The sequence below is a fragment of the Streptomyces sp. NPDC046821 genome (assembly GCF_040645335.1).
Taxonomy (GTDB): domain Bacteria; phylum Actinomycetota; class Actinomycetes; order Streptomycetales; family Streptomycetaceae; genus Streptomyces.
This window is the reverse complement of record NZ_JBEYYB010000023.1, coordinates 1-25,942: the sequence shown is the minus strand read 5'-3', so window position 1 is coordinate 25,942 and position 25,942 is coordinate 1. Positions and strand designations below refer to the sequence as shown.

General features: G+C 69.1%; 37 protein-coding genes and 2 pseudogenes. 28 read left to right on the top strand and 11 right to left on the bottom strand.

Annotated elements, in window-relative coordinates; all coding sequences use genetic code 11:
* Positions 1-60: 60 nt before the first annotated feature.
* The gene (locus ABZ893_RS34000; RefSeq protein ID WP_361411810.1) at positions 61-1,500 is read right to left on the bottom strand and encodes a solute carrier family 23 protein; all 1,440 of its coding nucleotides are present in this window, start codon (positions 1,498-1,500) and stop codon (positions 61-63) included.
* Positions 1,497-2,621, bottom strand: coding sequence for an aryl-sulfate sulfotransferase (locus ABZ893_RS33995; protein WP_361411808.1), 1,125 nt, complete (start codon positions 2,619-2,621; stop codon positions 1,497-1,499). The genes ABZ893_RS34000 and ABZ893_RS33995 overlap by 4 nt, the downstream gene beginning before the upstream one ends.
* Positions 2,622-2,811: 190 nt before the next feature.
* On the opposite strand from ABZ893_RS33995, the gene ABZ893_RS33990 reads away from it, so the two are divergent.
* The 15 genes and pseudogenes from ABZ893_RS33990 (at position 2,812) to ABZ893_RS33920 (ending at position 13,431) form a co-directional block, all read left to right on the top strand.
* Positions 2,812-3,366 (top strand): XRE family transcriptional regulator, encoded by a 555-nt coding sequence (locus ABZ893_RS33990; RefSeq protein WP_361411806.1) that lies wholly within the window; start codon positions 2,812-2,814, stop codon positions 3,364-3,366.
* Positions 3,367-3,696: 330 nt separating this feature from the next.
* A pseudogene (locus ABZ893_RS33985) lies at positions 3,697-4,011 on the top strand (heavy metal translocating P-type ATPase); the annotation flags it as partial.
* Between the two features lie 102 nt (positions 4,012-4,113).
* Positions 4,114-4,611 (top strand): Fur family transcriptional regulator, encoded by a 498-nt coding sequence (locus ABZ893_RS33980; RefSeq protein ID WP_361411804.1) that lies wholly within the window; start codon positions 4,114-4,116, stop codon positions 4,609-4,611.
* A complete protein-coding gene (locus ABZ893_RS33975) occupies positions 4,595-4,792 on the top strand; it encodes a hypothetical protein (protein WP_361411802.1) in 198 nt (65 codons plus the stop codon). The genes ABZ893_RS33980 and ABZ893_RS33975 overlap by 17 nt, the downstream gene beginning before the upstream one ends.
* Before the next feature lie 12 nt (positions 4,793-4,804).
* Positions 4,805-5,827, top strand: a complete 1,023-nt coding sequence (locus tag ABZ893_RS33970) for a GTP-binding protein (protein WP_361411800.1) — start codon at positions 4,805-4,807, stop codon at positions 5,825-5,827.
* The gene (locus ABZ893_RS33965) at positions 5,824-6,858 is read left to right on the top strand and encodes a hypothetical protein (protein WP_361411798.1); all 1,035 of its coding nucleotides are present in this window, start codon (positions 5,824-5,826) and stop codon (positions 6,856-6,858) included. Before ABZ893_RS33970 ends, ABZ893_RS33965 begins: the two co-directional genes overlap by 4 nt.
* The gene (locus tag ABZ893_RS33960; protein ID WP_361411796.1) at positions 6,855-7,256 is read left to right on the top strand and encodes a (2Fe-2S) ferredoxin domain-containing protein; all 402 of its coding nucleotides are present in this window, start codon (positions 6,855-6,857) and stop codon (positions 7,254-7,256) included. The genes ABZ893_RS33965 and ABZ893_RS33960 overlap by 4 nt, the downstream gene beginning before the upstream one ends.
* Positions 7,243-7,605: a metalloregulator ArsR/SmtB family transcription factor gene (locus ABZ893_RS33955; protein WP_361411794.1), complete on the top strand. Its 363-nt coding sequence runs from the start codon at positions 7,243-7,245 to the stop codon at positions 7,603-7,605. Before ABZ893_RS33960 ends, ABZ893_RS33955 begins: the two co-directional genes overlap by 14 nt.
* A gap of 208 nt (positions 7,606-7,813) precedes the next feature.
* Positions 7,814-8,206, top strand: a complete 393-nt coding sequence (locus ABZ893_RS33950) for an SCO5389 family protein (protein WP_361411792.1) — start codon at positions 7,814-7,816, stop codon at positions 8,204-8,206.
* A 155-nt stretch (positions 8,207-8,361) separates the two neighbouring features.
* Positions 8,362-9,297 carry a zinc ABC transporter substrate-binding protein gene (locus ABZ893_RS33945; RefSeq protein ID WP_361411790.1) on the top strand — a complete coding sequence of 312 codons (936 nt, stop codon included), beginning with the start codon at positions 8,362-8,364 and terminating at the stop codon, positions 9,295-9,297.
* An 11-nt stretch (positions 9,298-9,308) separates the two neighbouring features.
* Positions 9,309-10,178, top strand: coding sequence for a metal ABC transporter ATP-binding protein (locus tag ABZ893_RS33940; protein WP_361411919.1), 870 nt, complete (start codon positions 9,309-9,311; stop codon positions 10,176-10,178).
* Positions 10,175-11,056: a metal ABC transporter permease gene (locus ABZ893_RS33935; RefSeq protein WP_361411788.1), complete on the top strand. Its 882-nt coding sequence runs from the start codon at positions 10,175-10,177 to the stop codon at positions 11,054-11,056. Before ABZ893_RS33940 ends, ABZ893_RS33935 begins: the two co-directional genes overlap by 4 nt.
* Positions 11,057-11,162: 106 nt before the next feature.
* The gene (gene rpmF, locus ABZ893_RS33930) at positions 11,163-11,333 is read left to right on the top strand and encodes a 50S ribosomal protein L32 (RefSeq protein ID WP_361411786.1); all 171 of its coding nucleotides are present in this window, start codon (positions 11,163-11,165) and stop codon (positions 11,331-11,333) included.
* A 6-nt stretch (positions 11,334-11,339) separates the two neighbouring features.
* Positions 11,340-12,512 (top strand): GTP-binding protein, encoded by a 1,173-nt coding sequence (locus ABZ893_RS33925; RefSeq protein WP_361411784.1) that lies wholly within the window; start codon positions 11,340-11,342, stop codon positions 12,510-12,512.
* Between the two features lie 79 nt (positions 12,513-12,591).
* Positions 12,592-13,431 (top strand): class I SAM-dependent methyltransferase, encoded by an 840-nt coding sequence (locus ABZ893_RS33920; protein ID WP_361411782.1) that lies wholly within the window; start codon positions 12,592-12,594, stop codon positions 13,429-13,431.
* A gap of 66 nt (positions 13,432-13,497) precedes the next feature.
* Here the strand turns inward: ABZ893_RS33920 and rpsN are convergent, their stop codons facing one another.
* Positions 13,498-13,803, bottom strand: coding sequence for a 30S ribosomal protein S14 (gene rpsN / locus ABZ893_RS33915; RefSeq protein ID WP_361411780.1), 306 nt, complete (start codon positions 13,801-13,803; stop codon positions 13,498-13,500).
* Positions 13,803-14,039 carry a 50S ribosomal protein L28 gene (rpmB, locus tag ABZ893_RS33910; protein ID WP_361411778.1) on the bottom strand — a complete coding sequence of 79 codons (237 nt, stop codon included), beginning with the start codon at positions 14,037-14,039 and terminating at the stop codon, positions 13,803-13,805. The genes rpsN and rpmB overlap by 1 nt, the downstream gene beginning before the upstream one ends.
* Before the next feature lie 75 nt (positions 14,040-14,114).
* Between rpmB and rpmG the strand changes: the two genes are divergently transcribed.
* The 5 genes from rpmG to ABZ893_RS33885 all read left to right on the top strand — a co-directional run bounded on the left by rpmG (position 14,115) and on the right by ABZ893_RS33885 (position 16,454).
* Positions 14,115-14,279 (top strand): 50S ribosomal protein L33, encoded by a 165-nt coding sequence (gene rpmG, locus ABZ893_RS33905; RefSeq protein ID WP_361411776.1) that lies wholly within the window; start codon positions 14,115-14,117, stop codon positions 14,277-14,279.
* Positions 14,280-14,282: 3 nt separating this feature from the next.
* A complete protein-coding gene (locus ABZ893_RS33900) occupies positions 14,283-14,537 on the top strand; it encodes a type B 50S ribosomal protein L31 (protein ID WP_361411774.1) in 255 nt (84 codons plus the stop codon).
* Positions 14,537-15,664: a GTP-binding protein gene (locus ABZ893_RS33895; protein WP_361411772.1), complete on the top strand. Its 1,128-nt coding sequence runs from the start codon at positions 14,537-14,539 to the stop codon at positions 15,662-15,664. The genes ABZ893_RS33900 and ABZ893_RS33895 overlap by 1 nt, the downstream gene beginning before the upstream one ends.
* Before the next feature lie 5 nt (positions 15,665-15,669).
* Positions 15,670-15,918, top strand: coding sequence for a 30S ribosomal protein S18 (gene rpsR / locus ABZ893_RS33890; RefSeq protein WP_361411770.1), 249 nt, complete (start codon positions 15,670-15,672; stop codon positions 15,916-15,918).
* Positions 15,919-16,019: 101 nt separating this feature from the next.
* Positions 16,020-16,454 (top strand): hypothetical protein, encoded by a 435-nt coding sequence (locus ABZ893_RS33885; RefSeq protein WP_361411768.1) that lies wholly within the window; start codon positions 16,020-16,022, stop codon positions 16,452-16,454.
* 30 nt (positions 16,455-16,484) lie between these two features.
* On the opposite strand, the pseudogene ABZ893_RS33880 reads toward ABZ893_RS33885, so the two are convergent.
* Positions 16,485-16,870, bottom strand: a pseudogene (locus tag ABZ893_RS33880) (ArsR family transcriptional regulator).
* Positions 16,871-17,752: 882 nt separating this feature from the next.
* Here ABZ893_RS33880 and ABZ893_RS33875 point away from each other — a divergent pair.
* A complete protein-coding gene (locus ABZ893_RS33875; RefSeq protein ID WP_361411766.1) occupies positions 17,753-18,910 on the top strand; it encodes a tyrosine-type recombinase/integrase in 1,158 nt (385 codons plus the stop codon).
* A 46-nt stretch (positions 18,911-18,956) separates the two neighbouring features.
* Here ABZ893_RS33875 and ABZ893_RS33870 read toward each other — a convergent pair whose 3' ends face one another.
* Complete coding sequence (locus ABZ893_RS33870) at positions 18,957-19,142, bottom strand: helix-turn-helix domain-containing protein (RefSeq protein WP_361411764.1); 186 nt, start codon at positions 19,140-19,142, stop codon at positions 18,957-18,959.
* Positions 19,143-19,304: 162 nt separating this feature from the next.
* A complete protein-coding gene (locus ABZ893_RS33865; RefSeq protein ID WP_361411762.1) occupies positions 19,305-19,436 on the bottom strand; it encodes a hypothetical protein in 132 nt (43 codons plus the stop codon).
* 752 nt (positions 19,437-20,188) lie between these two features.
* On the opposite strand from ABZ893_RS33865, the gene ABZ893_RS33860 reads away from it, so the two are divergent.
* The 6 genes from ABZ893_RS33860 (at position 20,189) to ABZ893_RS33835 (ending at position 23,067) form a co-directional block, all read left to right on the top strand.
* Positions 20,189-20,548 carry a hypothetical protein gene (locus ABZ893_RS33860; protein WP_361411760.1) on the top strand — a complete coding sequence of 120 codons (360 nt, stop codon included), beginning with the start codon at positions 20,189-20,191 and terminating at the stop codon, positions 20,546-20,548.
* 38 nt (positions 20,549-20,586) lie between these two features.
* Positions 20,587-21,213, top strand: a complete 627-nt coding sequence (locus ABZ893_RS33855) for a nuclease-related domain-containing protein (protein WP_361411758.1) — start codon at positions 20,587-20,589, stop codon at positions 21,211-21,213.
* Positions 21,210-21,782 (top strand): class I SAM-dependent methyltransferase, encoded by a 573-nt coding sequence (locus ABZ893_RS33850; RefSeq protein ID WP_361411756.1) that lies wholly within the window; start codon positions 21,210-21,212, stop codon positions 21,780-21,782. Before ABZ893_RS33855 ends, ABZ893_RS33850 begins: the two co-directional genes overlap by 4 nt.
* 444 nt (positions 21,783-22,226) lie before the next feature.
* Positions 22,227-22,355: a hypothetical protein gene (locus ABZ893_RS33845; protein ID WP_361411754.1), complete on the top strand. Its 129-nt coding sequence runs from the start codon at positions 22,227-22,229 to the stop codon at positions 22,353-22,355.
* 290 nt (positions 22,356-22,645) lie between these two features.
* Positions 22,646-22,762 carry a DUF6233 domain-containing protein gene (locus ABZ893_RS33840; protein ID WP_361411752.1) on the top strand — a complete coding sequence of 39 codons (117 nt, stop codon included), beginning with the start codon at positions 22,646-22,648 and terminating at the stop codon, positions 22,760-22,762.
* Between the two features lie 68 nt (positions 22,763-22,830).
* On the top strand, positions 22,831-23,067 hold the full coding sequence (locus tag ABZ893_RS33835) for a hypothetical protein (RefSeq protein WP_361411750.1): 237 nt from the start codon (positions 22,831-22,833) through the stop codon (positions 23,065-23,067).
* Positions 23,068-23,139: 72 nt separating this feature from the next.
* On the opposite strand, the gene ABZ893_RS33830 is transcribed toward ABZ893_RS33835, so the two are convergent.
* The 4 genes from ABZ893_RS33830 to ABZ893_RS33815 form a co-directional block, all read right to left on the bottom strand.
* The gene (locus tag ABZ893_RS33830) at positions 23,140-23,265 is read right to left on the bottom strand and encodes a hypothetical protein (protein WP_361411748.1); all 126 of its coding nucleotides are present in this window, start codon (positions 23,263-23,265) and stop codon (positions 23,140-23,142) included.
* Between the two features lie 126 nt (positions 23,266-23,391).
* A complete protein-coding gene (locus tag ABZ893_RS33825; RefSeq protein ID WP_361411746.1) occupies positions 23,392-23,739 on the bottom strand; it encodes a Ku protein in 348 nt (115 codons plus the stop codon).
* A gap of 55 nt (positions 23,740-23,794) precedes the next feature.
* Positions 23,795-24,382, bottom strand: a complete 588-nt coding sequence (locus tag ABZ893_RS33820; RefSeq protein ID WP_361411744.1) for a hypothetical protein — start codon at positions 24,380-24,382, stop codon at positions 23,795-23,797.
* Positions 24,383-24,399: 17 nt separating this feature from the next.
* Positions 24,400-24,861, bottom strand: a complete 462-nt coding sequence (locus tag ABZ893_RS33815; RefSeq protein WP_361411742.1) for a hypothetical protein — start codon at positions 24,859-24,861, stop codon at positions 24,400-24,402.
* 546 nt (positions 24,862-25,407) lie between these two features.
* Here ABZ893_RS33815 and ABZ893_RS33810 point away from each other — a divergent pair.
* A complete protein-coding gene (locus ABZ893_RS33810; protein WP_281392946.1) occupies positions 25,408-25,542 on the top strand; it encodes a hypothetical protein in 135 nt (44 codons plus the stop codon).
* The last annotated feature ends 400 nt before the right edge of the window (positions 25,543-25,942 follow it).

Genomic DNA, 25,942 nt, shown 5'->3' with positions numbered 1-25,942 from the left:
CAGCTCGAGCACCGCCCAGCCCCGTACGCGCCGTCTGGGGCATGGAGCGTTAAGTCGGCTTCACCGCCGGCGCGCTCGTGCTGATCGGCCTGGCTCTCGGACTGCTCTTACATCCGGCGTTCGAGCTGCTGTCGGCGGGGATCGCCGGAAGGCTGGTGTTCGCGGCTCCTCATGGGTGACCGGTGCCGTCCTGGAACCGAACCGGCCGAGCAACGCGGTAAGAAGGACCGCGGTCAGAGTGCCGGCGACGACGCCGCTGCCCAGGATCGTACGGGCCCATCCAGGGAACCCTGCGTACAGGTCCGGGCTGAGCAGCGGCAGCAGTCCCATGGTGAGCGCGAGCGCCGCCGTCAGCGAGCCCGTACCCGTGCCGGACAGGTCGGCGCGGCGGAGCATCTCGACGCCCATCACTGCGATGACGGCGTAGACGACGAGGGCGGATCCGCCCACGACTGCTTCGGGTATGCCGGCCAGCGCCCAGGACACGGGTGTAGCCAGGCCGAGGACGACCAGGAGCACTCCGGCCCCGGCGGTGACGAAGGGGCTGCGGACTCCGGTGAGCCGGCCGATGCCGATGTTCTCGGCGCTGGTGACCATGAGGGACGTACCGAACAGTCCGCCGGCTAGGGAGACCAAGGCGTCGGCGCGGGCGACGCGTGGCACGTCCCGTTCGGGAGCGGGAGTCCGGCCGACGGTCTCGCTGTTGAGCACGGTCTGTCCGGTGATCTCGGCCAGCGTGGTGAGGCTGAACACGAGCAGCGGAAGGGCGGCCACCAGGTCGAACCGTGGCGTCCCGAAGGGTAGGAACGCGGGCAGCGCGAAACCGCTCCCGGCCGCGGGGGCGAAGGCTCCGAGCCCGGTCGTCACCGCCACGACGGTGCCCGCCGCCATACCGATGAGGACGGAGGACTGGCGCCAGACGCCGCGCAGGAGCACGTACGCGGCGACGGTGGCGGCGACCGTGAGTGCGGCGAGCAGCACGGCATGGGGCTCGCCTGTGCCGTCGGGGCCGGTGACGAGCCGGGCGGCGACCCGGATCATCGCGATCCCGATGAGCAGCACGGTCACGCCCATGACCAGGGGCGGGAAGAGCCGTACAACCCGGGCGTACAGCGGCAGCACGGCCAGCAGCAGCGCCGCCGCCAGGAGAACGGCGCCGGCAGCGGTCGGCGCGCCGTGTTCCTGGGCGATCTGGAGGAACAGGGCGGTCGCGGCGCCGCCGGGCAGCATGACGAAGGGGAGCCGGCCGCCGATCCGCCACACTCCGAGGGACTGGAGGAGGGCGCCCGCTCCGCAGAGCAGGAGGACGGCGCTGAGTAGTGAGGCCGTCGCGCCGGGCGGCATCGTCAGGGTGCCGGCGACGAGGAAGACGGTGGAGACCGGGGCGGCGATCATCGCCAGCACGTGCTGGGCCGCCAGCGGCACGAGTCGCCGAAACGGCACCGGTGCGTCGATGGCTTCGGCAAAGGGGGTGGCAGCCGCGGCTGGGGTGGTCGTCATGCCGTCGCCTCCAGCCACGGGATGTCGGCGGCGGCGTAACGGTAGGCGCGGAAGACGGCGTTGGGCTCGGACGGGAACAGGCCCCGTACCTCGCGCTCGCCGTAGCCGGCGAAGTACGGGACGACGTACTCCCAGCACAGATAGCCGTCCTTCGTCACTTCGAACAGCCGCCCGGACGGGGAGTCGGTGACGAGCGTGTTGCCGTTCGGGAGGCGCTGCGCGGAGCCCATGAAGGGTGCGAAGAAGAACTCACGGGCCGGGTCGTGGTACTCCCACACGATGTCGCCGTCGGCCCGGTCGATCTCGATCACGCGAGAGTAGGGGACGTCGTGGCCGGGCCGGAAGACGCCGTTGTCGAAGACGAGCAGTCGGCCGTCGTCGAGTTCGGTGGGCGCGTGCTGCTGGCTGACCGTGCCGGGACGGCTGCGCCAGAGGATCTCGCCGGTGTCGCGGCTGATGACGACAATGGCCGAGACGCTGCGCAGGCTGGCGAGGATGTTGCCGTCCCGCAGGTGTGTGACGCTGTTGATCAGGGGCCAGTGCTCGCGGGCGTACGCCTCGTGCAGCGGGAACGCCTCGTGGTCCAGATGCTCCGCCGCACGCCAGGACCAAAGGAGCTCACCGTCCGAGCCGACCTCCTTGATGGTGTCGGCCCAGACGACACCGCCCGCGGCTTCGGAGCCGGGCACTCCGCCTCGTACCGCCGCGGCCTCGGCTCCAGCCAGGGGTTCGAGGGCGGTGTAGAGGATGCGGCCGTCGTCGAAGTGGTGGGCGTCGTGGTGCTGGAGAGAATCCCGGTGTTCCCGGAGCACGGTCCCGTCAGGGGCGGCATGGAGCATGACACCGCCCCGGTACTTGTGCCACATCGGGAAGAGGGCCTGCTCTCCCAGGAGGACCCCGTTGTAGGCGAGTGTTCCGTCGGCGAGTAGTCGGGCGTGGCGGCCGGGGCGGTACGGGAGGTCCCAGCGGTGGACGGTACGGCCGTGGAGGTCGACGAGGTAGACCTCTCCGGTACCGGTGAGCGGTGCGTAAAGCGTGTAGCCGTCGGACGCTGCCGTCTCGTCGAAGGCGATGAGGCCGGTGGGCCGTCGGCGGCGAGAATTCTGGTCGATCGGGGTCACGTCAGAGCTCCTGCGTCAAATTTTCTTTGATGAGAACAACCAACTTTGACGGTAGGGGCGTTGTGTGACGGGCGTGTGTCGGGAGCACGAAACCGTCTCCGGATTCCTGCCGCGAGCCGCGTAAGGTGCCGTCAGGCGCCGCCGACCAGGGAGAACGGCGCCGCAGGGTGGGGAAGGACGGGACTGATCCATGGATAGCGCGAGCACACCGCGGGTGGGCGCCGCCGTACGCCGTCGACGGCGGGCACTCGACCTGACGCTCGCCGACGTGGCCGGGCGCAGCGGGCTCTCCTCCCCGTTCCTCAGCCAGATCGAGAACGACCGGGCGCGCCCCAGCATGCGCTCGCTGCAACGGATCGCGGACGCCCTCGGCACGACGGCCGTGCAGCTTCTCGCGGCCTCCGACGAGACCCGCACGGTCGATGTGGTGCGCGCCGACGATGACAGTGGCCTCGACCGGGAGGCGCGCGTCCGCCCGGTGGTGCGCGGCCGCCATCAGCTGCACGCACTGGAGTTCACCGGCGGGCACGAGGCTGATCGCGAGTTCCGGCACCGGAATGACGAGTTGATGTACGTGGCGGACGGCGCGGTGGAGGTGGAGGCCGACGGCCGAGTCCACCGGCTGGGCCGTGGGGACACGCTACTGCTGTCCGGCGGCGTCCGGCACCGCTGGCGCAGCACCGAACCGGGCTCTCGGGTCCTGGTGGTCGCGGTCGGCGACCACATGGAGGTGCTCGAGTCCTGACGGGGCGGGCCGCGCCTGCCGGGCCCGTCCATCGCGGCTCGATCCACCGGAGCCCGTCAGGCACGACTCCGCCAGGAGGCCGCACTTGGAACTGCCACAGGTCCGACGCGACTGGCTCAGCCCCGCGACAGCCCGCCGGGCAGTTTCAGGGGCGACGCTCCATGGTCGCCACGTCCTGTGCGAGGAATGCCCCGCCGTCGTCGGACGGCTCGTCCACCGCGGCGGCCGAGCCGGGCATGGCGCGGTGGTCGGCAGCGCGGCGCACAGGGCGGTCGCCGCTGCCTCCTCTTCTGCTTGGGCGGCGTTACGAGGGCAATCGTGCCGGTGATCACCGGCCTCGCGATGGGCCGCGCCGGGTCAGACCTCGCTCTGGAGGCCGCCGACGCGGTGATCGTGCGCGACGAACTGGCCGCCGCGCCCGCCGTGGTGGCTCACTCCCGGCGGGCCCGCCGCCTGGTGATCCAGAACCTCGTCATCGCCTCCGTGTTCATTTCCGGCCTGGTCGTCTGGGATCTCATCGGCACTCTGCCGTTCCCCCTCGGCGTCCTCGGCCACGAGGGCTCGACCGTCATTGTCGGCCTCAACGGCCTGCGCTTGTTACGCGAGTCCGCCTGGGTGCGGGGCCGCGAAGAGGCATGCCGCTAGCCGAAGACGGTGCATGACTGAAGTTCACATGGACATGGATTTCATTTTCATCTACGGTGACGGCGACACCGCTTCGACGAACGTTTCAGGGGGTGGTACGCCATGGGCAGCCGGACGACCCGGCAGCGAAAGGCGGTCCTGCGGGTGCTCTCCGGCTGCCAGGACTTCGTGTCGGCACAGGCGTTGCACGCCCTGCTCCTCTCGGACGGCGGCACGATCGGCCTGACCACGGTCTACCGCGCGCTGCGTGACCTCGAGGCGGACGGCAGCGTGGACGTCGTACGCGACGACGTGGGCGGACGGCTGTACCGGCCGCGCCCCGCCGGAGGGCACCGCCACTACCTGATGTGCCGTGACTGCGGGCGCAGCCGCGCGGTCGACTCCGAGGTCGTCGAGGAGTGGGCGGGCAAGGTCGCCGCCGACACCGGCTTCGCGGCGGTCGAGCACACCGTCGAACTCACCGGCGTCTGCGCCGATTGCCGCCATCCGGCGAAGAAGGAGAACCGACATGCCGCTGGGAGCGCGCCCGGGACCAGCCGGGCCGGACCCGAAGGTACGCCAACTCAAGGACACCGTACGGCGATTGCTCGACCTCGATGACGAATGCGCCGTCGTGGTCCGCCAGCTCGCCTGCACCGAGCCGGGCTGCCCGCCGGTCGAGACCGTCGTCGCCGTCCTGCCGATGGACGGCGACGCCCGGCGCTGGACACTGCACCGGCCCGCCGACCAGATCTCCGAGGGCGACCTGCGCGCCGCCCTCATCGCCGACCGATCCCACTGACAGGAGCCCGACTTGACCACCCCCGAAACCAGCGAACCGCGCGACGAGAGGGTCCCAGTCACCGTCCTGACCGGCTTCCTCGGCTCGGGCAAGACGACCCTCCTCAACCGCATCCTCACCGAGCACCACGGCATGAGGATCGCCGTCATCGAGAACGAGTTCGGCGAGGTCGGCATCGACGACGCGCTCGTCCTGGACGCCGAGGAGGAGATCTTCGAGATGAACAACGGGTGCATCTGCTGCACCGTGCGCGGTGATCTCATCCGCATCCTGGGCGCGTTGATGCGCCGCCGCGAGAAGTTCGACCACATCCTCATCGAGACCACCGGGCTCGCCGACCCGGCCCCCGTCGCGCAGACCTTCTTCATGGACGACGAGATCGCCTCCCAGCTGCGCCTCGACGCGATCGTCACGCTCGTCGACGCCGCGCACGTGCTGCGGCACCTGGACGAGGTCAAGCCGGAGGGAGTGGAGAACGAGGCCGTCGAACAGATCGCCTTCGCCGACCGCGTCGTGCTCAACAAGACCGATCTGGCCGACGAGGCGACGCTCACCGAGGTCGAGGCGCGCGTCCGCTCCATCAACGCGCCCGTACAGATCCTGCGCGCCCAGCACGCCCGCGTCGACCTCCACCAGGTCCTGGACGTAGGGGCGTTCGACCTGGAGCGGGTGCTCGCCGACGACCCGGCCTTCCTCACCGAGACCGAGCACCAGCACGACACCACGGTCACCTCCGTCGGCATCGAGCTGACCGGCGAACTCGACGAGGGCCGGCTCAACGCCTGGCTGGGGAACCTCCTGCGCACCAAGGGCGTGGACATCTTCCGCTCCAAGGGCATCCTCGCCATCGCCGGGGCGCCCCAGCAGTACGTCTTCCAGGGCGTGCACATGCTGCTCGACGGGGAGTTCGGGCGGCAGTGGCGCGAGGGCGAACACCGCACGAACAAGCTGGTGTTCATCGGGCGCGACCTCGACCGTGCGGCACTTGAGCGCGGCTTCGCCGACTGCCTGGCCACGGCGGGGGCGGTCGCGTGAGCACCACCATCCAGTCCCCCGAGACTCCGCTCGCCTGGGACATCGCCGTCGACGACGCTCCCGTCGCGCTCAGCTCTGGTGGTGACCTGGTCGCGGTCGCCGGAGCCGAGGGCAGCGTGCGAGTGCTGGATGCCGCCTCGGGCGCCACGGTCGGTACCGTCGATCTGCCCGGTGGCGCGCTCAGCGTCCACCTGGCTCCGGACGCGGGCGCGTTGGTGGTCACCGGCCCGATGGGTTACGCGCTGTGGCGGCGCTCCGACGGACGTAGGACATCGAAGTTGACCAGCGCCTGGTCGACTTCCGCCGCCTGGGCCGACGGGCAGCGCCTCGCCGTCGCCTCCGGCCGGCGCGCCCTCGTACTCGACGCGGACGGCGAGGAGTTGTGGCGGACGGAACCGGCCGCATCCACCGTCACCGATCTCGCCTGGATGCGGCAGGGCCGGCGTCTGGCCGTGGCCGCGTACGGGGCGGTGCGCTGTCACGAGCGGCACACCGACAAACCGGTCGCCACCTACCCTTACGTGGGCTCGCACCTCGCACTCGCCGTCGCCCCCACCGGCAAGTGGATCTGCAGCGGCAACCAGGACGCCTCCATCCACATCTGGCGCGCCCGTGATGCCAGTGAGCTGACCATGTCCGGCTACCCGGAGAAGGTCTCCCGGCTCGCCTTCGACGACAGCGGCTTCTGGCTCGCCGCCGACGGTGCGCCCGACGTGACGGTCTGGGACTTCTCCGGCAAGGGCCCGGCGGGGACCGCGCCGCGCTCCCTGCGCTGCCACGAGACCGTCACCGCTCTGGCCTGGCGTCCCGGCCTCGCCGGGCACCTCGCGAGCGGGGGCGACGACGGGACCGTGGCCCTGTGGCACGCGACATCCGGGCGCCCGAAGCAACTCCTGCGCCCGGTACGTGAGTTGCCGGGCGACGGCGCGGCGGTCGCGGCGCTGGCCTGGACGGGTCCGCACCTGCTGACGGCCGCCTGGCGCGACGGCCGGATCAGGACGTACGGCGTACCGTCGCGGACATCCCTGTGAACCGGTCCGTGATCCGGGCCGCGGCGCCCCGGCCGTGCACTCTCGTGGTGTGCCGGGGCTGCTGCTGCGGCAACCAGCGCAAGTATCCCGGCACCGATCACACGTGGCAGCTCGACCGGCTGCGCGCGGGCGCCGCCGAGCACGGCTTCCATGTCCGCACGACGGACTGCCTCGGCCCCTGCGACCAGGCCAACGTCATCGTCGTCCAGCCCTCCAGCGCCGGACGCCGGGCCGGTGCCCGTGCGGTCTGGATCGGGTTCGCCCTGGACGACGACTGCACCGACGACGTGGTGGCCTGGGCGGCGGCGGGCGGCCCGGGCGTCGCCGAGCCGCCCGCCACGCTGGACCTCCAGCGCATCCGCCCACCGCGCGAGGCCCGCACCCGTGCACGCCGATGACACCGAGAGGGGTGGCCGCGACGTCCTCGCGGCCACCCGCCTCGACGAGGCCACCGCCGCCTCCGTCGCCGCCACACTCCAGGCCCTGGCCACCCCGTCCCGCCTGCGAATCCTCACCGCGCTGCGCCGACAACCCCATCCGGTCGGCGAACTCGCCGCCGCCGTGGGCATGGAACAGTCCGCCGTCTCCCACCAGTTGCGCCTGCTGCGCGCCCTCGGCCTGGTCACCGGCCGGCGCGACGGCCGCCGCATCGTCTACCGGCTCTACGACGACCACGTAGCCGCACTCCTCGACCAGGCCGTCCACCACATCGAGCATCTGCGCCTGGGGATCCGGGACACGGACTGAACGCCCGGAGCGGGCGGACCATCCGGCCGAAAAAGCCCGACCGCTGCCCGACGTCGCTTGTCGGCGCGGGAAGCCGCGGACTCTCCAGACCAGAACGCACGCGGCGGCCACGGCGTTTCACCGCCGGCATCCGAGCCCGGCAACTTATGCTCATGACATCCATTTTCATCAGAGGACATCCTCACGACCCCGAACAGGACGGCCCCTCATGTCGCTCGACGTCTCGCCGCAGCTGCTCGCCGAAGCCGAGAACGGTGACGTACGAGAGGAGGACTTCGTGAACACGGTCCGCACCTCTCTCCCCTACGCCTACGATCTCGTCGCCCGCCTGGCCACCGAACTGCGCGCCGGCGCAGCCGAGTTCGCCGACAACCAGACCTCGCCCCCTTCAGAGAAGGAGCGCGGCCAGCTCCTGCGTGCACTGTCCAGTGACGCGATCCGGGGCGCACTCGAGCGCCACTTCGGCATCGCGCTCGCCTTCCAGAACTGCCACCGGGTCGCCGCCTTCCACCCTCAGGCACGCGGCGGCGCGACCCACACCCGCTTCACCTCCCTGCGATCCCAGATCCTCAACCAGTCGCCGGAGTTCCGCGACTGCTGACCGGCCGCCGTCGCTGCGTCAACACTTGGCAATGATTTCCATCTGGCCTCACCCTGATGCCGTAACGACAATCATTTCCATCTAGCCTGGTGCATGCCCGCCTCGGGGACCGGACTCTCGGCCCCCGAGGACAGCCCCCTTCCCCTGGAGGCCCCATGCCCACGCCACCTTCCACCCTGCGCCTGGCCCTGACAGCCGGCGTCGGCCTCGCTCTCCTCGCAGGCTGCGGCACCTCGTCGGACAGCAAGAACCAGACGAGTACGTCGCACGGCTCGTCGCACAAGATCGCGGTGACCGCCTCCACGAACGTGTACGGCGACATAGCCCGCCAGATCGGTGGCGACCGGGTCGAGATCACCTCGGTCATCAGCGACCCCGCCCAGGACCCGCACTCCTACGAGGCCAACACCCAGAACCAGTTGACCCTGTCCAAGGCGAAGGTCGTCATCGAGAACGGCGGCGGCTACGACGACTTCATCGACCGCATGTTGAGGAGCGGCGGCAACTCCTCCGCCCAGCTGATCAACGCGGTCGAGGTGTCCGGCCGCACCGCCCCCAAGGGCGGCGCGCTCAACGAGCACGTCTGGTACGACTTCCCCACCGTCGCCAAGATCGCCGACCGGATCGCCGCGGCACTGGGCAAGGCCGACCCCGCGCACGCCGCGACCTTCACCAAGAACGCCGCCACCTTCAAGGGCAAGCTCGCCGGACTCGAGGTGAAGGAAGCGGACATCAAGAAGAAGCACGACGGCGAGGCCATCAGCATCACCGAACCCGTGCCCCTGTATCTGACCGAGGCGAGCGGCCTGGTGAACAAAACGCCCGAGGAGTTCAGCACGGCCATCGAGGAGGGCCGCGACGTCTCCCCCAAGGTCCTGCAGGAGACCCTGGCGCTGTACAGCGGCAAGCAGGTCAAGGCCCTTCTCCGCAACGCGCAGACCTCGGGGCCGCAGTCCGAGAAGGTCGAGAGTGCGGCCAAGACGGCGGACATCCCCGTCGTCCCGGTCACCGAGACCCTGCCCAAGGGCAAGGACTACCTGGGCTGGATGACCTCGAACGTGGACGCGCTCGCGAGCGCGCTGGGCAAGTGAGGCAGCAGACCGTGGCCTCCGTGCCCCGGGCCCGCCAGGACAGGACCGATCAGCCCGGCCCCGGCTCCGCCCCAGTGATCGGCCTGCACGGGGCGGCCCTGTCCTACGGCGCGCGCACGGTGTGGCGAGACCTCCAACTCGACGTAAGGGCGGGCGAGTTCATAGCGGTACTGGGGCCGAACGGATCGGGCAAGAGTAGCCTGGTGCGCGCCCTGTTGGGCCGGCAGTCCCTCTCTGCCGGGACGCTGAGCGTGCTCGGCCGCGCCCCGCGCGAGGCCGCCCGGCACATCGGCTACGTCCCGCAACAGGCGGAGGTGTCCGCTCAGGCGCTGCTGCGCGCCCGCGACCTGGTCCGCTTCGGCATCGACGGGCACTGCTTCGGACCACGGCTGCGCACGGGCGCCGTCCGTCGCCGGGTGGATGAGATCCTGGAGGCGGTCGGCGCCTCCGCCTACGCCGACGTCCCGCTCGGCATGCTGTCCGGCGGCGAACGCCAACGCGTGCGCATCGGCCAGGCGCTGGCCACCGACCCGCGCATCCTGCTGTGTGACGAGCCCCTGATCTCCCTCGACCTGCACCACCAGCGGGCGGTCACCGAACTGATCGACGCCCGCCGCCGCTCCCACGACACGGCGGTGGTCTTCGTCACCCACGAGATCAACCCCGTCCTCGACCTGGTCGACCGCGTGCTGTACCTGGCTCCGGGCGGCCACTGTGTCGGAACGCCGGACGAGGTGCTCACCTCCGAGTCGCTTTCCCGGCTCTACGGCACCCAGGTCGACGTCGTCCGCGTACACGGCCGCATCGTGGTCGTCGGTGTACCCGACGAACCGGGCACCCCACCCCACCACGCCCCCGAGCAGGAAGGAGTACTCCCATGACGCTCGCCGACGGGATCTGGCACCAGATCTTCGCCTTCGACCATTACGGCGAGCTCCTCGCCCTGGTCCGCAACTCCCTCATCGCCGGCGCCGCCCTCGGCCTCATCGGCGGACTGACCGGGGTCTTCGTCATCATGCGCGACCTGCCCTTCGCGGTGCACGGCATCAGTGAACTCTCCTTCGCCGGCGCCTCGGCCGCCCTGCTGCTCGGGACGAACATCGTGGCGGGCTCGATCGTGGGCTCGCTCCTCGCGGCGGGCGCGATCGGCATCCTGGGCACACGGGCCCGCGACAGAAACTCCGCCATCGGCATCCTCATGCCGTTCGGCCTGGGACTCGGCGTGCTGTTCCTCGCCCTCTACAAGGGCCGCGCGGCGAACAAGTTCGGCCTGCTGACCGGCCAGATCGTCGCCGTCGACGCCCCGCAGACGGCCTGGCTGCTCGGCACGTCCACCCTGGTGCTCGCCGCTCTGGTGGTGCTGTGGCGACCGCTGACCTTCGCCAGCGCCGACCCGGACGTCGCCGCGGCCAGGGGCGTGCCGGTACAGGGACTGTCGTTCGCCTTCATGATCGCGCTCGGGCTCGCGGTGGCCCTGTCGGTACAGGTCGTCGGCGCGCTGCTGGTGCTTACACTCGTCGTCACCCCCGCCGCGGCCGCCGCCCGCGTCACCGCGTCACCGGTCCTGCTCCCGCTGCTCAGCGTGGTGTTCGCGGTGGTCTCGATCGAGGGCGGCATCCTGCTGGCGCTCGGCAGCTCCATCCCGATCAGCCCGTACGTGACGACCATCTCGTTCGGCGTCTACGCGATCTGCCGCCTCGCCGGCACCTTCCGCGCCCGGCGCTGGGGAGTCAGAACAGTGGCTGCGCAACCTGCCTGAAGCCGGGCACGGCGATCCCTGACGCGACCCAACTTGGTAATGGGTTCCATTTTCATATAGCGTTCTCCGTGACACCCCGTCCCCACCACAGAGCCAGGAGCCCCTGATGGCCGTCCCCAAGCGGAAGATGTCCCGCAGCAACACCCGCCACCGCCGCGCCCAGTGGAAGGCGACCACGCCCCGGCTCGCCCCGATCACCGTCGACGGCGTCTCCTACCTCGTCCCCCAGCGGCTCGTGAAGGCGTACGAGCGCGGGCTGCTGCGCCCGGAGGGCTGACCTCCCGTGGCCGACGACCGACTTCCTGTCACCGTCCTGTCCGGCTTCCTCGGAGCCGGCAAGACCACCCTGCTCAACCACGTCCTCGGCAACCGCGAGGGCCTTCGCGTCGCCGTCATCGTCAACGACATGAGCGAGGTCAACATCGACGCCGCCCTCGTGCGCGGCGGCGACGCGGCCCTGTCCCGCACAGAGGAACGCCTCGTGGAGCTGACCAACGGGTGCATCTGCTGCACCCTGCGCGACGACCTGCTCGAAGAGGTCGACCGGCTGGCCCGCGAGGGCCGCTTCGACTACCTCCTCGTCGAGTCGTCCGGCATCTCCGAGCCCATGCCGGTGGCCGCCACCTTCGAGTTCGCCCGCGACGACGGCGCGACCCTCGGCGACCTGGCCCGCCTGGACACCATGGTCACCGTCGTCGACGCGGCCAACTTCCTGCCCGAGCTGCGAAGCGGCGACGAACTCACCGAGCGCGGACTCGACCAGTACGAGGACGACGAGCGCACCGTCAGCGACCTGCTCATGGACCAGATCGAGTTCGCCGACGTCATCGTCGTCAACAAACTCGACCTCGTCGACGACGCGGCGGCCGACCGGCTCCGGGCGACGCTCGCCCGCCTCAACCCCGCCGCCCGCATCGTCCCCGCCGTCCACGGCAAGGTGCGCACCGCCGACGTCCTCGGCACCCGCCTCTTCGACCTCGACCGCGCCCAGCAGGCCCCGGGCTGGGTACGCGAACTCAACGGCGACCACGTCCCGGAGACCGAGGAGTACGGCATCTCCTCCACCCTCTTCCGCTCCCCGCACCCCTTCCAACCGGAGCGGTTGTGGACCTTCGTCACGCAGCAGCTCGACAGCGGCGCGTTCGGCCAGATCCTGCGCTCCAAAGGGTTCTTCACGCTGGCCAGCCGCCCGAACGTGACGGGCCTGTGGTCCCAGGCCGGCGCCGTCGCCCGCTTCGAACCCTCCGCCGCCCGCGACACCGGGGCGGACGACGCCCAGGAACTGGTCTTCATCGGCACGGACTTGAACCAAAACGCCCTGCATACAGCCCTGGACGCCTGTCTCATGGCTCCGGGCGAGAGCCCGTCTCCAGTCGATCCGTTCCCCGCCTGGGACGCCTACGGCATCGACGACACCTGCCTACACGAGCACTCCGAATACCTGGCGCCCCTCTGAAGACTCCGGGTCGGGCGGCGAACTCCGGCAGTCACGGCGCCGCCCGGCCCGGTCCGAACCCCCTGCAAGGGAGGCAGAGATGACAGCGGCAGAGCACGGCCCCGGCATACAGCTGGGCAGCGTCCAGGAGACCCTGTTGATCCCCCTCTATGGCCGCGCCGTGGACGCGGGCAGAAGGGACAGCGTCCTGGGCGACGCCCGCGCCGCGGAACTCGTCGCCTCGCTCGACTACGACTTCACACGCTTCGACGGCCTGCCCAGCCTCACCGGCGCGGTCCTGCGCACCGCCTTGTTCGACCGCTGGGTGACGGACTTCCTCACCGCCTACCCGGCCGGCACCATCGTGGAACTCGGCGCCGGGCTCAACACCCGCTACGAGCGTCTCGACAACGGCCGCGCCCGCTGGTTCGACCTCGACCTGCCCTACGTGGCCGCCCTGCGCCGCGCTTTCTTCTCCGACACCCCACGCCGTACGACGATCGCCACATCGGTCACCGAGACGGCCTGGCCCGACGTCGTGACCGCCCAGGGCACGGGCCCGTACTTCTTCGCTGCCGAAGCCGTCCTGCCGTTCCTCGACGAGGCAGGCGCCCGGCACACCATCGGCCTGCTCGCCGACCACTTCCCCGGAGCCCTGCTGGCCTTGGACACCGCCGGACCCGCCTTCATCGCCGCCCAGGGCCACCACGACGCACTCGGCAAGGTCGACGCCCGCATGCGCTGGGCCTGCACCGGCCCGGACCAACTCGCCCAGTGGTTCCCCGACACACGCGTGCTCGCCTCACACACCCTCAGCACCCCACCCGCCAAGATGTACGAGGAACTGCCCGCCGCATACCAGCAATTGCTGGACGGCCTGGCGGCCCAGCGCTTGCCTCAGGTCGAGGAGTACCGCCTCAACCTCGTCCGACTGCCCTGATCGCACGCAGCTCGTCCCCGCGCCTCGGATCCATTCGAGGCGCGGGGACGAGCTGCTTCTGCGCGGCTACCAGGAGGACTTGCGCACTCCCGGCAGGAACCCGGCATGCGCCTGCACCCGCAGGTTCACCCTCGACAGACCGAAGGCACCCACGTAACCGCGCGGGCGGCCGTCCACGCTGTCACGGTTACGCACCCGGGTCGCCGAGGCGTCGCGGGGCTGACGCTCCAACTCCCTCTGTGCTTCGCGGCGTTCACCCTCCGTCGAGGAGGGGCGTCGGATGATCTCCTTGAGTTCGGAACGGCGCGCGGCGTACCGCGCGACCACCGTACGGCGCCGCTCATTCGCGGCGATCTTGCTCTTCTTCGCCATCAGACCTTCACCCCGCGCGCCCGGATGCGGGCCACGGCGGCCTCGACCCCGATGGAGTCGATGGTCTTGATCGCCGAGGCGCTGAGCGTGAGGCGGACATGCCTCCCCTCGCTGGCCAGCCAGTAGCGCTTGCGCTGGATGTTCGGGTCGAAACGGCGTGAAGTGCGCCGGTGGGAGTGGGAGATGTTCTTGCCAAAGCCGGGTTCACGCCCGGTCAACATGCAGTGCGCGGACAAGGTGACGTGCCTCTCTGTGGATGCGCCGAATCATCGTCTTGAAGATGGGAACCATTTTCATATAGCGTAGCGCACATGGCACGCAACGAACTACGCCCCGTCATCAAACTCCGCTCCACCGAGGGAACCGGCTACACGTACGTGACCCGCAAGAACCGCCGCAACGACCCGGACCGGCTGACCTTGCGCAAGTACGACCCGGTGGCTGGACGGCACGTCGACTTCCGAGAGGAACGCTGAACGATGAAGCAGGGCATCCACCCCTCCTACGGCCCCGTCGTCTTCCGCGACCGCGCCGCGAACTTCGCCTTCCTCACCCGCTCGACCGCCACCAGCGACAAGACCGTCGAGTGGGAGGACGGACACACCTACCCCGTGATCGACGTCGAGATCTCCAGCGCGAGCCACCCCTTCTACACGGGAACCGCGCGCGTCATGGACACCGCCGGCCGCGTGGAGCGCTTCGAGCGGCGCTACGGCCGGCCCGGAGCCCGCTGATGGAACTGCGCATCGCGCTCGTCGCGGGCCTGCACGCCGAGGCCCGCCGCGCCACCGTGGAGCAACTCCTCGCCACCACACCCGACAGTGTCGCCCTCCATCACAATCTCTCAACCGCCGTACAGGGCACGGTTGTTCGCACCCTGCGCGACACCACCGGCGTGCTGAGCTCGGGCGAGGCACCGCTGGTCAACGACTGCGCCTGCTGCGCCCTGCGCGAGGACCTGCTGCTCGAACTGGAGCGCCTGGCCGACGCGGGCCTGACCCGCCTCGCGATCGTGGAACTATGGGACTCCGTCGAGCCCAAGGCCATGGCCGAGGTGGTCGCAGGCGGCGGATTCGAGGTCAGCAGCGTGATCACCGCCGTCGACCCGGCCCTGCTGCTGCCCTGCCTGGGAAACGGTGACGACCTGGCCGAGGCAGGGCTGGCCGCAGCCCCGGCCGATCAGCGCACGATCGCCGACACGTTCGCGCGCCAACTGGAATACGCCTCCGTTCTCGCCGTCGCCGACAGCCCGGAGTCCGACGCCGAAGACCGGGCGCTACTCACTCAGTTGCACCCCACCGCTCACCAAGTGCGCCTGATCGACGGCCACTTGACGGAGGCCGCCTTCGCCGGATTCGACGTCGAGGCGGCCGCCGCCGCCCAGCACCCGGCCTGCGCGCTCCTACCGCAAGAAGCGGACGAGGCAGGCGTGACCACGTACGTCTGGCGTGCACATCGCCCCTTCCACCCGCAGCGGCTCTACGCGGCCCTGGAAGACCTCACCTGCGCCGCCGCCCGCAGCCGCGGACGTTTCTGGCTCGCCGACCGGCCTGACTCGCTGCTCGCCTGGGACGCCGCGGGCGGCGCGCTGTGCGTCGAGAACGCAGGGCCCTGGCTCGCCTCGCTGCCCGACGCCGCCTGGGACCTCGTCCCACCCGTACGCCGTGCCGCCGCCGCGCTCGACTGGCACCCCGAACACGGCGACCGCTGCCAGCACCTGGTCTTCACCTCACCCGGACTCGACCGCGACGGACTCCAACACACCCTGGACTCCTGCCTGTTGAACGACCACGAGTACGCGGCCGGACACGCCACCTGGAAGCACCTGCACTCCGCCTTCGACACCCTCCTGGAGGTCTGACCCTCATGTCCCCCCGCCGCGACACCACCCGCAGCACGCACCTCAAGCCCCGCCCCAACCCCCTGGACCAAGCGGGCATCACCTACATCGACTACAAAGACACCGATCTGCTACGGAAGTTCATCTCCGACCGCGGCAAGATCCGAAGCCGCCGCGTGACCCGAATCAGCGCCCAGCAACAACGCCAACTGGCCCGCGCCATCAAGAACGCCCGCGAGATGGCCCTACTGCCCTACTCGTCCGGCAGCAAGTAGCACCCCACGCCACGCCCTGCACCAAGGCATCACGGGCAAGGGCTCGTCGATGCTTCCGTGACCGATCTCGACGCCCGGTCTCTGACAGGAACGGCCTTCGCATGAACAAGAGGAAGCGCCTCGGAAAGCAGCCGGCACTCGAAGGATTCACGGTCGTCCTCTGCCAGGCGGAGAACGGCTGCGGCCTGGCCGACGACGCTGTCGTCAACCCTCTTCGCAGCGCGGTGAGGGGGTCCACCTACGGCCTGTTGATCCGCGGGGGCTGCCTGGCACGGACCCTGCACTGCCCGCACCACGCAAGAAACTGGGTACCACGGCCGGGAATCCGCCTTGTCGTTCAGCCCTGCACAAGGGATCGCAAGCCCCTCGGCAGTGCCGTGGCCTTCGGCCCGCTCACTGAACCGGCACAGACCGAAGAGCTGGCCGACTGGCTGCTCACGGGCCTGTGCCAGGGCCACCGGCCACCGAAACATCTGCTGGCGGTACGACTGCCAGACCACTCCACCTTCGGGATCACGTCACACACCGGTTCGTGATGCCCGCGCCGCCCCCTGAACAGGAACCTCTCACAGCAGGACCGGGCAGCCGGGCCGAAGAGGAGGCGACGCCTGCTGCGCCCTCAACCATGGGCGGGCGTGGTGACGACTGCCGTTTTTGAGTAGGTGCTCGATGTGGTGGACGGCCTGGACGAGGAGTTGGGCGCCGTGGACGTCGTAGAACCGGTAGATGATGCGGTGGCCGGTGACCAGGTCGAGGGCGCCGCAGCAGGTGGAGTTGGTGGGAGATGGCGGAGTGTTCCATGCTGACGGTGTCGGCGAGGGGGCCGACACCGTGAGGCTCGTGCCGAAGTGTGGTGAGGATACGCAGCCGTGAGAGGTGCGACCAGGGCCTGGAACATGACGGCGACCGAAGCGGCAGTGGTCTCGTCGAAGCGGGCGGAAGGCACGCGCACGTCATGGACCCCGCCTTTGCTCTCGCTCGTGGAGCTGCGGTCAGCGGAATGTACGGGCCGGGGATACAGGCGCCCCGCCGTCACCCGCGGCGCTCCGCCAGCGTCAACCTCCTCGGCCCGGTGGCCGGAGCTGGCGGCTCCATGAACCTGACCCTCGCCGCCCTGCTGCACGATCGACCCGCCGGAGCCGATCAGCAAAGCCTGAGCCGAGACGACTGTAGCGGCGGCCAGCGCCCATACGACCGGTTTCATGGAGCTCCAGCAAGGCCAGTTCGACTTCTCCTGAGAGGTACCGCTCATGCTGCTCGTGCACGAAGGGGTGCGAAGGGTAAGGCGCCGAGGTTGCGGCGATCACGCACGTCGAAGGTGGCGCGCGGGTGCAGGCCCGTCTCTGGGGTCACCGCGGCTCTCCTCGCGCCAAAGCCCACTCACTGAGCTGACGGACCATCATGAAAGTCAGCAAGCACTCAGCATCGAGACTGCCAGAGGTGGTCGAACCCGGCGACACCTGCAGTTGAGGCATCAGGCGAGAATGTGCTCTGACCTGGAAGGTTGCTGGTCCGGGGCAGGAGCGTATGCTGCCAGCGTGCCCGTATAGGAGAACCAGTCGAACCACTCGACGGCGTTACCGACGGAGGCGGCTAAGAGCTGGCGTAGTGGGTGAGCAGGACGGGTGGCGGTGTTCAGGGTTTCTGTCATGATCCTGACCCGTTCCCAGGAAATCCCCTGCTCACGCACAGGCTGCCGGAGTCGATGGCCCGCCGTCGGCCACGCCGTCTCGCCGCAGCCGGCCGACGCTGCCGTTTGGTGCGGCCGGAGATCAGGAGCAAAATCACGGGCGCTGAGTCAGCAAAAGGTCAGCAAGAGCCCGAGGTCAGTACATTGCCTTCCATCCCCAAGCAGCTCGCCCGTGGCATGGGAACCTTCGCCAAGCCGTGCAGCTGCAGCCAGCCCACACGATGCCCGCACCCCTACTTCATCCGGTACCGCGACGCGAGCGGCAAGCAGCGCGAAGAGTCTGGCTTCCGCACGCAGGACGCCGCCAAGGAGCGGCTCGTCGAGCTGTACGCGCGGAAGTCCAGCACACCCGCGTCCAAGGCCGAACTCATACGCCACTACGGGCAGATGCGGTTCGAGGACTTCGTCGGCGACTACATGGGCCGACAGCGGCGACTCTCGTACGGCACGACGTACGAGTACGAGCACCTCGCGCGGAACCATCTCATCCCGGAGCTCGGATCACGGCGTGTGGAGACTTTCAGCCCGATGGTGGTGGAGAACTTCCTCACGACCATGGATCGCCTCGGAACGCCAGACCCCACCCAGTTCAAGGTCTACGTACTCCTCAAGACGCTGCTGCTCGATGCCCACCGAAAGGGGGCCATCAGCGGCCACCCGTTGCAAGACGTCGACGCGCCACGGTACGAGGCCGAGCGGGCCGTCGTGCCTACCCAGGAACAGATCGTCGGGATCAAGACGGCTGCCGCTCACGACCGCTTCTCGATGTTCGTGGATATGATGGCCGGCTGCGGCCTGCGCAACGGAGAGGCGCTGGCCCTGAACGTGAACAACATCGTGGCTGACGACGTCTACCGAGTCACAGAGCAGGTCCACTACCGGACGAAGAAGCTCGAGACGCTCAAGCACAGGAAGCCTGGGGACTTCCGCGAAGTCCCGCTGCCCCGAAGCATCCGAGAATCGATCGAGCGCTTCGTCGAGCAGCACGGAACCACCGGCGACGGCTATGTCCTCCAAGGAACCCGCGCGAAGCACATGAACCACAGCACGATCAACGCCATCTGGCATCGGAAGCTGGCCGGCAAGGACGTGGACATGCCCGAGGGCCTGACGATCTACGGGTACCGGCACTTCTTCGCGGCGAACTGCCTGGCGCACAACATCCCCATCACGGATGTCGCCGAGTGGATGGGGCACAAGAGCATCGAGGTCACGTTCCGGATTTGCCGGCACCTGATGCCAGCTTCGATCGGGCGGGCGGCGAGGCTCCTCGACCGAGGCTTGCACGACCTCGCTGGCTGAAGCCGGCGCGGCGGCCCCGGAAGTGCGAACCTCCGGAGCCGCCGAATCAGTCCATGCGCTGCTGCCGAGCCCACGCATCTACCTCAGAGACCTTGAACTGCAACTTCGCGTTCCGGCCTGCACCGAATTTGTGGGCGGCCAGCCCCAGCCGAGGGGCGTCACGGTAGACCCACGTGACGGACATGTTGAGGTACTCGGCGGTCTGCCGGGCATCCATGAACTGCGGGCGCATCGGACCTCCAGAATCGGCGTGGGAGGCCAGTGTCTTTGCCAGGTCCGGCTTGGTCCCGCTGACGAATACCTGGTAGCGATGCCTCGGCTCGGCGCCGTGTGCGGCAGAGGGCGGCGCTCGGGGAGTACCCGAACGGAAATTAGCGGTAGCCGCTGACCCGGATCATGGTCTGGTCGGGATGAGGACTCTGACCCGGTTCTCGTACTCGCGGCGGGCCTTGCGCTGGGCCGGAACCGCGAGGGTGCCCTGGACGCCGTCGAGCGGCTGGCAGCAGACGAGGAGCCCTCGGTGCACGGCGCTGACGCGCAGGGTGTGTAGCCCTGGCCGCGCCGCACGGTGACGCCCTGGTCGAGCGCGGCGCGCTCGGCGGGCTCCAGCTCGGCCGAGCGGAGGAAGTCGGCGACCTTGCCGGCATGTCGAGGACGACCGTCAGCTCCGGGGCCGGGACGCCCGGGTCGCCGGCCGTGTGCTCGGGCAGGAGATCGGCGACGGCGGTGCGAATCGCGCCGCGGCTGACGCCGTGGTCGCGCGCGAGGGCGGCGATAGGCCGGCCCTCGAGGTACGCGGTGCGGACGGGTTCGGTCTTCGCGGCCGCCACGGCGGGACGGCGTCCGCCCTTGCTGCCCTTGGCCTCGGCGGCGCGCAGTCCGTCGTAGGTCAGCTCGCGTTGGAGGTCGCGTGGAGTTCGCCGGTGGCGGCGAGGGTCTGCACCATGAACTTCACGGTGGACAGCAGCTCCCCGGTGCGCGGGTGGCGGGCGGTGAGGTCCATCGCGGAGAACGCGCCGTCGTGGATGCGCAGCGCGAGGCGGTCGCTCGAGGACGTAGTCGTCTCGCCGGACGCGAACCGCGATTACCGGCCCGCGAGCTGATAGAAGTGCTGAGTTTCCGCAGGTCGCACCCATATCAGCAAGTAACTACTGCCTGGGACGGCCCGAGCCCAGAACGGGCGGGCGAACTGCTGTGCCTGCGGGTCCCGTTCGGGTGCGCGTGCGGGTGGGCAGCCTCGATGCGCCCCGCTCCCGCACCTCTGAGAGGACTCTGCTGATGAAGAACGTCAAGAACCACGGGTGGCTCATCGGACTCTGGTTGATCGGCATCCTCGCCGTCATCCTCATCCCCGCCGTCTGGGACCGGGAGTCCCGGTTCATGGGCGCCCTGTTCGCGGTCGTCGCCGTGGGCACGGTCCTCGCTGCGGGTCTGCTGACGTGGTCGTACCGGCGGCTCCGGCAGCCCGCGGGCACAGGCCAGAGGCAGGCGCACGAGTACCTGTCCACGGGCTGCCTACACGGCGAGCACGCCTACTGCCAGTCGATGACCGGATACCAGGGCGAGAAGCGGCCGGGCCGCTGCAAGTTCTGTGACGCGCAGTGCAGTTGCTCCTGCCACATGGAGGCTGGCCTGTGACTGCGTACCCGAACTCGGCTGCTCGTCAGGCTACTGCGATGCGTGCGCACGTCCGACGCGGGGTGTGGCGGCGTGTCACGGCGTGGGCGGGGATGAATCCGCAGGCGCGGCGCGCGGACGCTCAGGCGGCGTTGTGGGCGCACGGGGCAGCGGAGGAGGAGGCCACCGCCCGGCTGCTGCGCCCGCTCGCAGCTGTGGGCTGGGGGATACGGCACGACCTGGCGTTACCCAGGTCGGGCGCGAACCTGGACCACGTGCTGGTCGCCCCGCATGGTCGGCTGGTCGTCGTCCGAGACACGAAGACGTGGCGGCGGAACTGGACCACGACGCTCGTGCAGGGCCGCGTGCACTGCGGGCCCGAGGACCGGCACAAGCAGGTCGTCGCCGTCAGCGGGTACGCGCGCCGCGTCCAGGATGCGCTCACCGTGCCCGACGTGATGGTGCTGGCGCTCCTCGTCGTGCACGGCTCCACGGTCGCTGGCCACTTCCTGTCCGTGCCGGTGCAGGGGTTTGAGGAGCCGGTGCACGTGCTGGCCGCGGACTGGCTGGTGTCGACGCTCACCGCGAGCGGCAGGCAGGCGCCGGCAGACCCGGCCCGCGTGGCCGCGGTCGTCCGGCGTGTCGACCAGGTGCTGCGGCCCTATGGGCAAGGGGAACGCCGATGAAGGGCTCCGACCGCGAGTACTGGGAGGAGCATTTCGCCGCCGGAGATGGCTTCCGCGGCGTCACGGCAGGGGAGATGCGCATGTTCGCTGAGCAAGTGGCGCCGCCCGTGGGCGCGCGGGTGTTGGACGTCGGGTGCGGGCTGGGCGGGTACGCCGCCGAACTCGCACGGCTCGGCTGCCGCACCCTGGCCACCGACTGGGCAACCTCCTCAGTCTCCGCCGTCCGCGACCGGTACGAGGGCGTGCTGCCCGGCCTGACCGTTCAGCGCCTGGACTTTGAGGACGACGAGGCCGTGACCGTGCTGCCGCGCGGCGGGTTCGATGTGGTGACGATGCGGCTGGTGTTCGGGTTCATGGGGGACAAAGAGGCGGCCGCCGCGCGGGTGCGCCGGCTGCTGGCGCCGGGCGGGGTGTGGGTGGTGACGACGTCACTCGCGGAGCGCCTGTCGGCGCGGCGGCATATCGGCATCACGGGCGAGGAAGCGGCCGAGTTGCTGGAGGGGTGGGGGAGCGGGCTTTGGTACGACCTGGAGCCGAACGGGGTGCGGTGTTTCGTGCTGTGCCGTTGAGCCGGTTCGTGGAGTTCTACTCGTGAGGCCAGCCGTCCCTTCTTGGGACGACGGGCCTTTTGTGCTTACCGGCGCCCAGGGATGGCGAGTCGAGATTCCCGTCTCACCGTCTGAGACCCAGGTTCGATTTCCGCTGGATCGCGTGGCCGCAAGAAAGGTGCCTTGAGGCTGTGACCTGCGCAGTCGAATGACTTCACTCTTACACAACCGTGTAGATGGCGATTTCGGCACTTTAAGGGCAATTTACGCTGCGCCGCAGGTCGCGAAGGTCGCACGTGAGAGTGCGCGGACTGCAAGTCCGGGAGGGCGTACGGATGCCGCTGCCCTGGAAACTGCTGGCCATCAAGGCCACCGAGCGCTATCTCGCCGATATGACGAGTCGCGGCTTATGGCAAGGCAGACGCGAACAGGGGCCCAGTCGTGAACCATCAGAGAGATCAGCGGATGGTACTGCTCCTCATTGCTGGCGGGGTCGCAGCCTATGCCGCCTTCGAGCACCCGCCGCTCGGCACCGCCCTCATGGTCGGCATCGGCCTGGTGACGCTGCTCCATCTCCTGATGGGGGACCGGTGAACATATGAAGCGCTCGGTACGCCCCTACGAGGGATCGATCGTCGCAGATCAGAGACGCATGATCGAACGTGTGAACGATACCCCTCCGCTTACACGTCTCGATTCGCTGCGCTTCCTGGAGCGCGTCCAGGTCGGCGACCTGCGGACCCGCCGGTGGATCGCCGACGAGGAACGACGCGAAGCGGAACGCGCCCGGGGCGCTGCAGCGCACCCGCCGGAGCCGGACTTGCTGATCGAGATGGGCCCTCAACGGGCGCGCCCCCGTGTACGCCCATGTCGGGTGCTGCCACATGGCCGGGAAGCGATCCCAGGGCGTGAGCCGGGACCAGGCACTGCGCGCGCTCACGGAGTGCGTGCCGGCCTGCACGCACTGCCGGGCGGACACGGAGCTGGGCGTACTCGACTAGAGATCTGCCGGATGGCCGACTAGGGATTCCGGTGCGCACCCTCCAGCTCTCATGATCGTTTTCCGGGCATGAAGAAGATGATCAGCATCGCTGCCCTCGCCCTCGCCGCTGCCAGCCTCGCCACGCCCGCAGTCGCGGACAACGACTCCAATTTCGGCGGCGGAGTCAACGCCGCGAACAACTGGAACTTCACCGCCGCGGCCGTCTGCCTCCAGGAGGTGGCTGTCGTGCCGGTGCTCGGCGATTGGGTGGGCGACCACGTCAACAACTGCTCTAACGGCAACGTGATCGACCACAGCAAGTAGGCCCCCCGCTCGCGGCAGGTTCCTCGCAACCACTGGCGGATCAGGCTGCGAGGAGCCGGAGATCACACTCGGTTAGGCCGACCGCTTCGGCTTTCGCGCCGTGGCCTTCTTCTTCGGCATGTCGTGCACGGTCGCGTCTCCGGTGCTCTCGCCAAGGCTAGCCTTCGCCTTCTGCACGGACTCGTGGAGAGCGGCCATCAGATCGACAACGCCCCGGCTGGCGCGGCTTCCCCTTCTGCTTCGCGGTGATGAGGTCGGAGACCGCCTCCGTGTACCGGTCGACCGCGATGTCTTCGGGAATGGTGTCGGTTGCGAGGGCGTCCATCAGGGCGAGGCCTCGTCGATCTCGCCATCGGGGATGTCGACGGCTGGCGGGGCCAGGGTCTCGGGGGAGTGGATCTCGTCTGGCCAGCGCATCGCGTGGAGGACGATCACGTTGTCCTTGATGCGGAGCAGGCCGAGGCGTTCGCGGCCATGCCACGCGAATTTCGCCCCCGCGGCCTTGGAGTTCCTCTCGAGGGCCTTGCGGAGCAGTGTGTACGGCTTGGTCGCGACCGGGCCGTCCGGTTTACCAACTGCCGGTATGTGTCGTTGGGCTCTGAACTGCCGCGATGCGTCGCGTACATGTCCGCGACGGTTCCTGACTGTCCACTGCTGGTTGAACTCGTGCACGCTGATCGCGGCCCAGCAGCGGAGCCCCTTCGAGTTGGTTTTACCGCTCGTAGAGCTAATGATCTCTGCGAGCTGGATGGGGCGCAGCGAGCCAGGCCCGGATGGCTCTCGCCTCTTGTGGACGTCCGATGCTGGTGAGCAGGTCCGCCTGCAAGTCCAGCACATCACGGAGCGGGGAAAGGAACTGCTCGGGTGCAGCTGCCACAAGTCTGCCGAAGATCTCGACCGCTTCCCCCGTCGCCCGCAGTGCCCCGGCCAGGTCCTGTCGCGCCTCGTAACGCACCAATGCCCAAGCGGTCAGCGACCCGGCGAGGTAGAACTCATAGGCGGCCGGGTTGACTGTCGCCGGCCGACGGTAGACCTCTATCGCCTCTTCGGCGGCGGTCAGGGCCTCCCCTCGCCGACCCAAGCCCCACAGGTGAAGACCGTGGCTGTTCAGTAAGAGGGCGAGGTCGGGCTCGTACGTGGCAGGGTTGTCGGCGGCCAGCCGACGCCGGATCTCCACCGCCTGTTCGCCGGCGGTCAGGGCGTCGCCCCTACGGCCCACCTCCGGCAGGAGGCGGTAGAGGTTGGTCAGCGCCCCGGCGAGGTCAGGCTCGAATGCGACCGGGTTGCCACCGGCCAGCCGACGCCAGATCTCCACCGCCTGTTCGATCGCGGTCAGACAACAAGCTCACCCACAAGCACACCGGACTGAAGGACCTGTTCTATGCCCTGGTCAAGGCCCGACAGTCTCCGCCGCAGCCCTTCACCGATAAACAACGGGAGACGAGTAAAGAGCAGAAGGACGACCTGGTCCGGGTGCGGGCTGAACGCGACTTCCTCCGCACCAAGACCCAGCAACTCGCGCGGATCGTTCATGTCCTCGAGGTCGAGAACCAACAACTGAGGCAGTCGGCCGGAAGTGACGGCGTCGTCCGGGTCCTGCCCGGTCACCATCGCTGACTGGAGGCCGCCCTTGCCTCCCTGGTGCCGAAGCCGTTGCCAGCCGGCACCGAGCTGGTCACCGACGCCCGCCGTCCGGCCCGAGCGGGCTCGGCCGCACAGGTGTGACACCTGACAGATGGCAAGGGACTGTTCGAACGGATGGTTGAGCACGTGAGTTCGTGCGCGGTGCCGCACGAGGGAAGCAGTACGCAAATAGGGCCGATCAGCGGTACATCCCCTGCGGATCTTCCTGGCTCGTGATGCGGACCATACTGGTCCCGGCCATCCGCACCGAGCGCCACCGCCGACTCAGGGCAGTCTGGCTTGCGGCGTCCACCGGGGCGAGTGGCTCGTCCACCAGCAGATCGAGATGACCGCCGGCGGCTGCATCTGGTACGTGCTCAACACCGGGCACCATACGGTCTGGATCGACAGCACCCCATGACCAACGCCGTGGCCGATCGGAGCGCCGGGCCGACCCGGCCCTCCTCGCTCGGAATCTAACCAAGATCACTGGATCGGCGCCGAGACCGTAACCGGAACCACGCCGAGACTTGCCCGGAGCGCGAGCCAGCTATTACCCACGCCTCGGCACCGCCGGACAGCTCTCGCTATTAGCCGCGTCGCATGAGTGCCGCATTCAGTGAGTCGCTTTTCAGTAGGCGTGATTCTGCTACTGTCGAGACACCCCTCCAAGAATTCCGGTGGATTTCAGCTGGTCTACCGGGAGGAGGTGATTCGGTGTCCGGCAGGAACCCCGACGAGGGAACCAAGCCGGACCGGACCAAGCGGCAGTCAGCCGTCCAGATATGCATCCTGATCGCGCGTGCCAGCCAGGCCGCGTACTGGGTGTACAAGCTCTGGCAGCTGAACTAGCAGCAACGATGGGCCCGGCCGATGCCACGGCCGAGCCCATCCCAGGTCCGGAACCGGGGGCCCCACGATCTCGTGCAACAGAGGCGTGGGGCCCGACTCATTTGTGGACCGAGTGATCTGTCCGGCTTCCCGGAACTGGCGATCAGCTGCCAGCATACATCCCTTTTCCTATTTGCGGAACCCAATGAATTACGGATCCCGATTCCCGAATCGGGAAACTGTTGAATCTCGGGGTCCTCCAATTCTCGCGAATGTTGGCATTTCATTCTTTCGATTCACCCCTGCCGTATGACTTCATTTCCTCATCCTGTGTGGTGTTTCGAGGGCACGGCCATCGGCTTCGGGAGCGTCCCCGTTCGTTTCGGAGACGCGGCCATCGGCTTCGGGGGCGGCCCCGTTC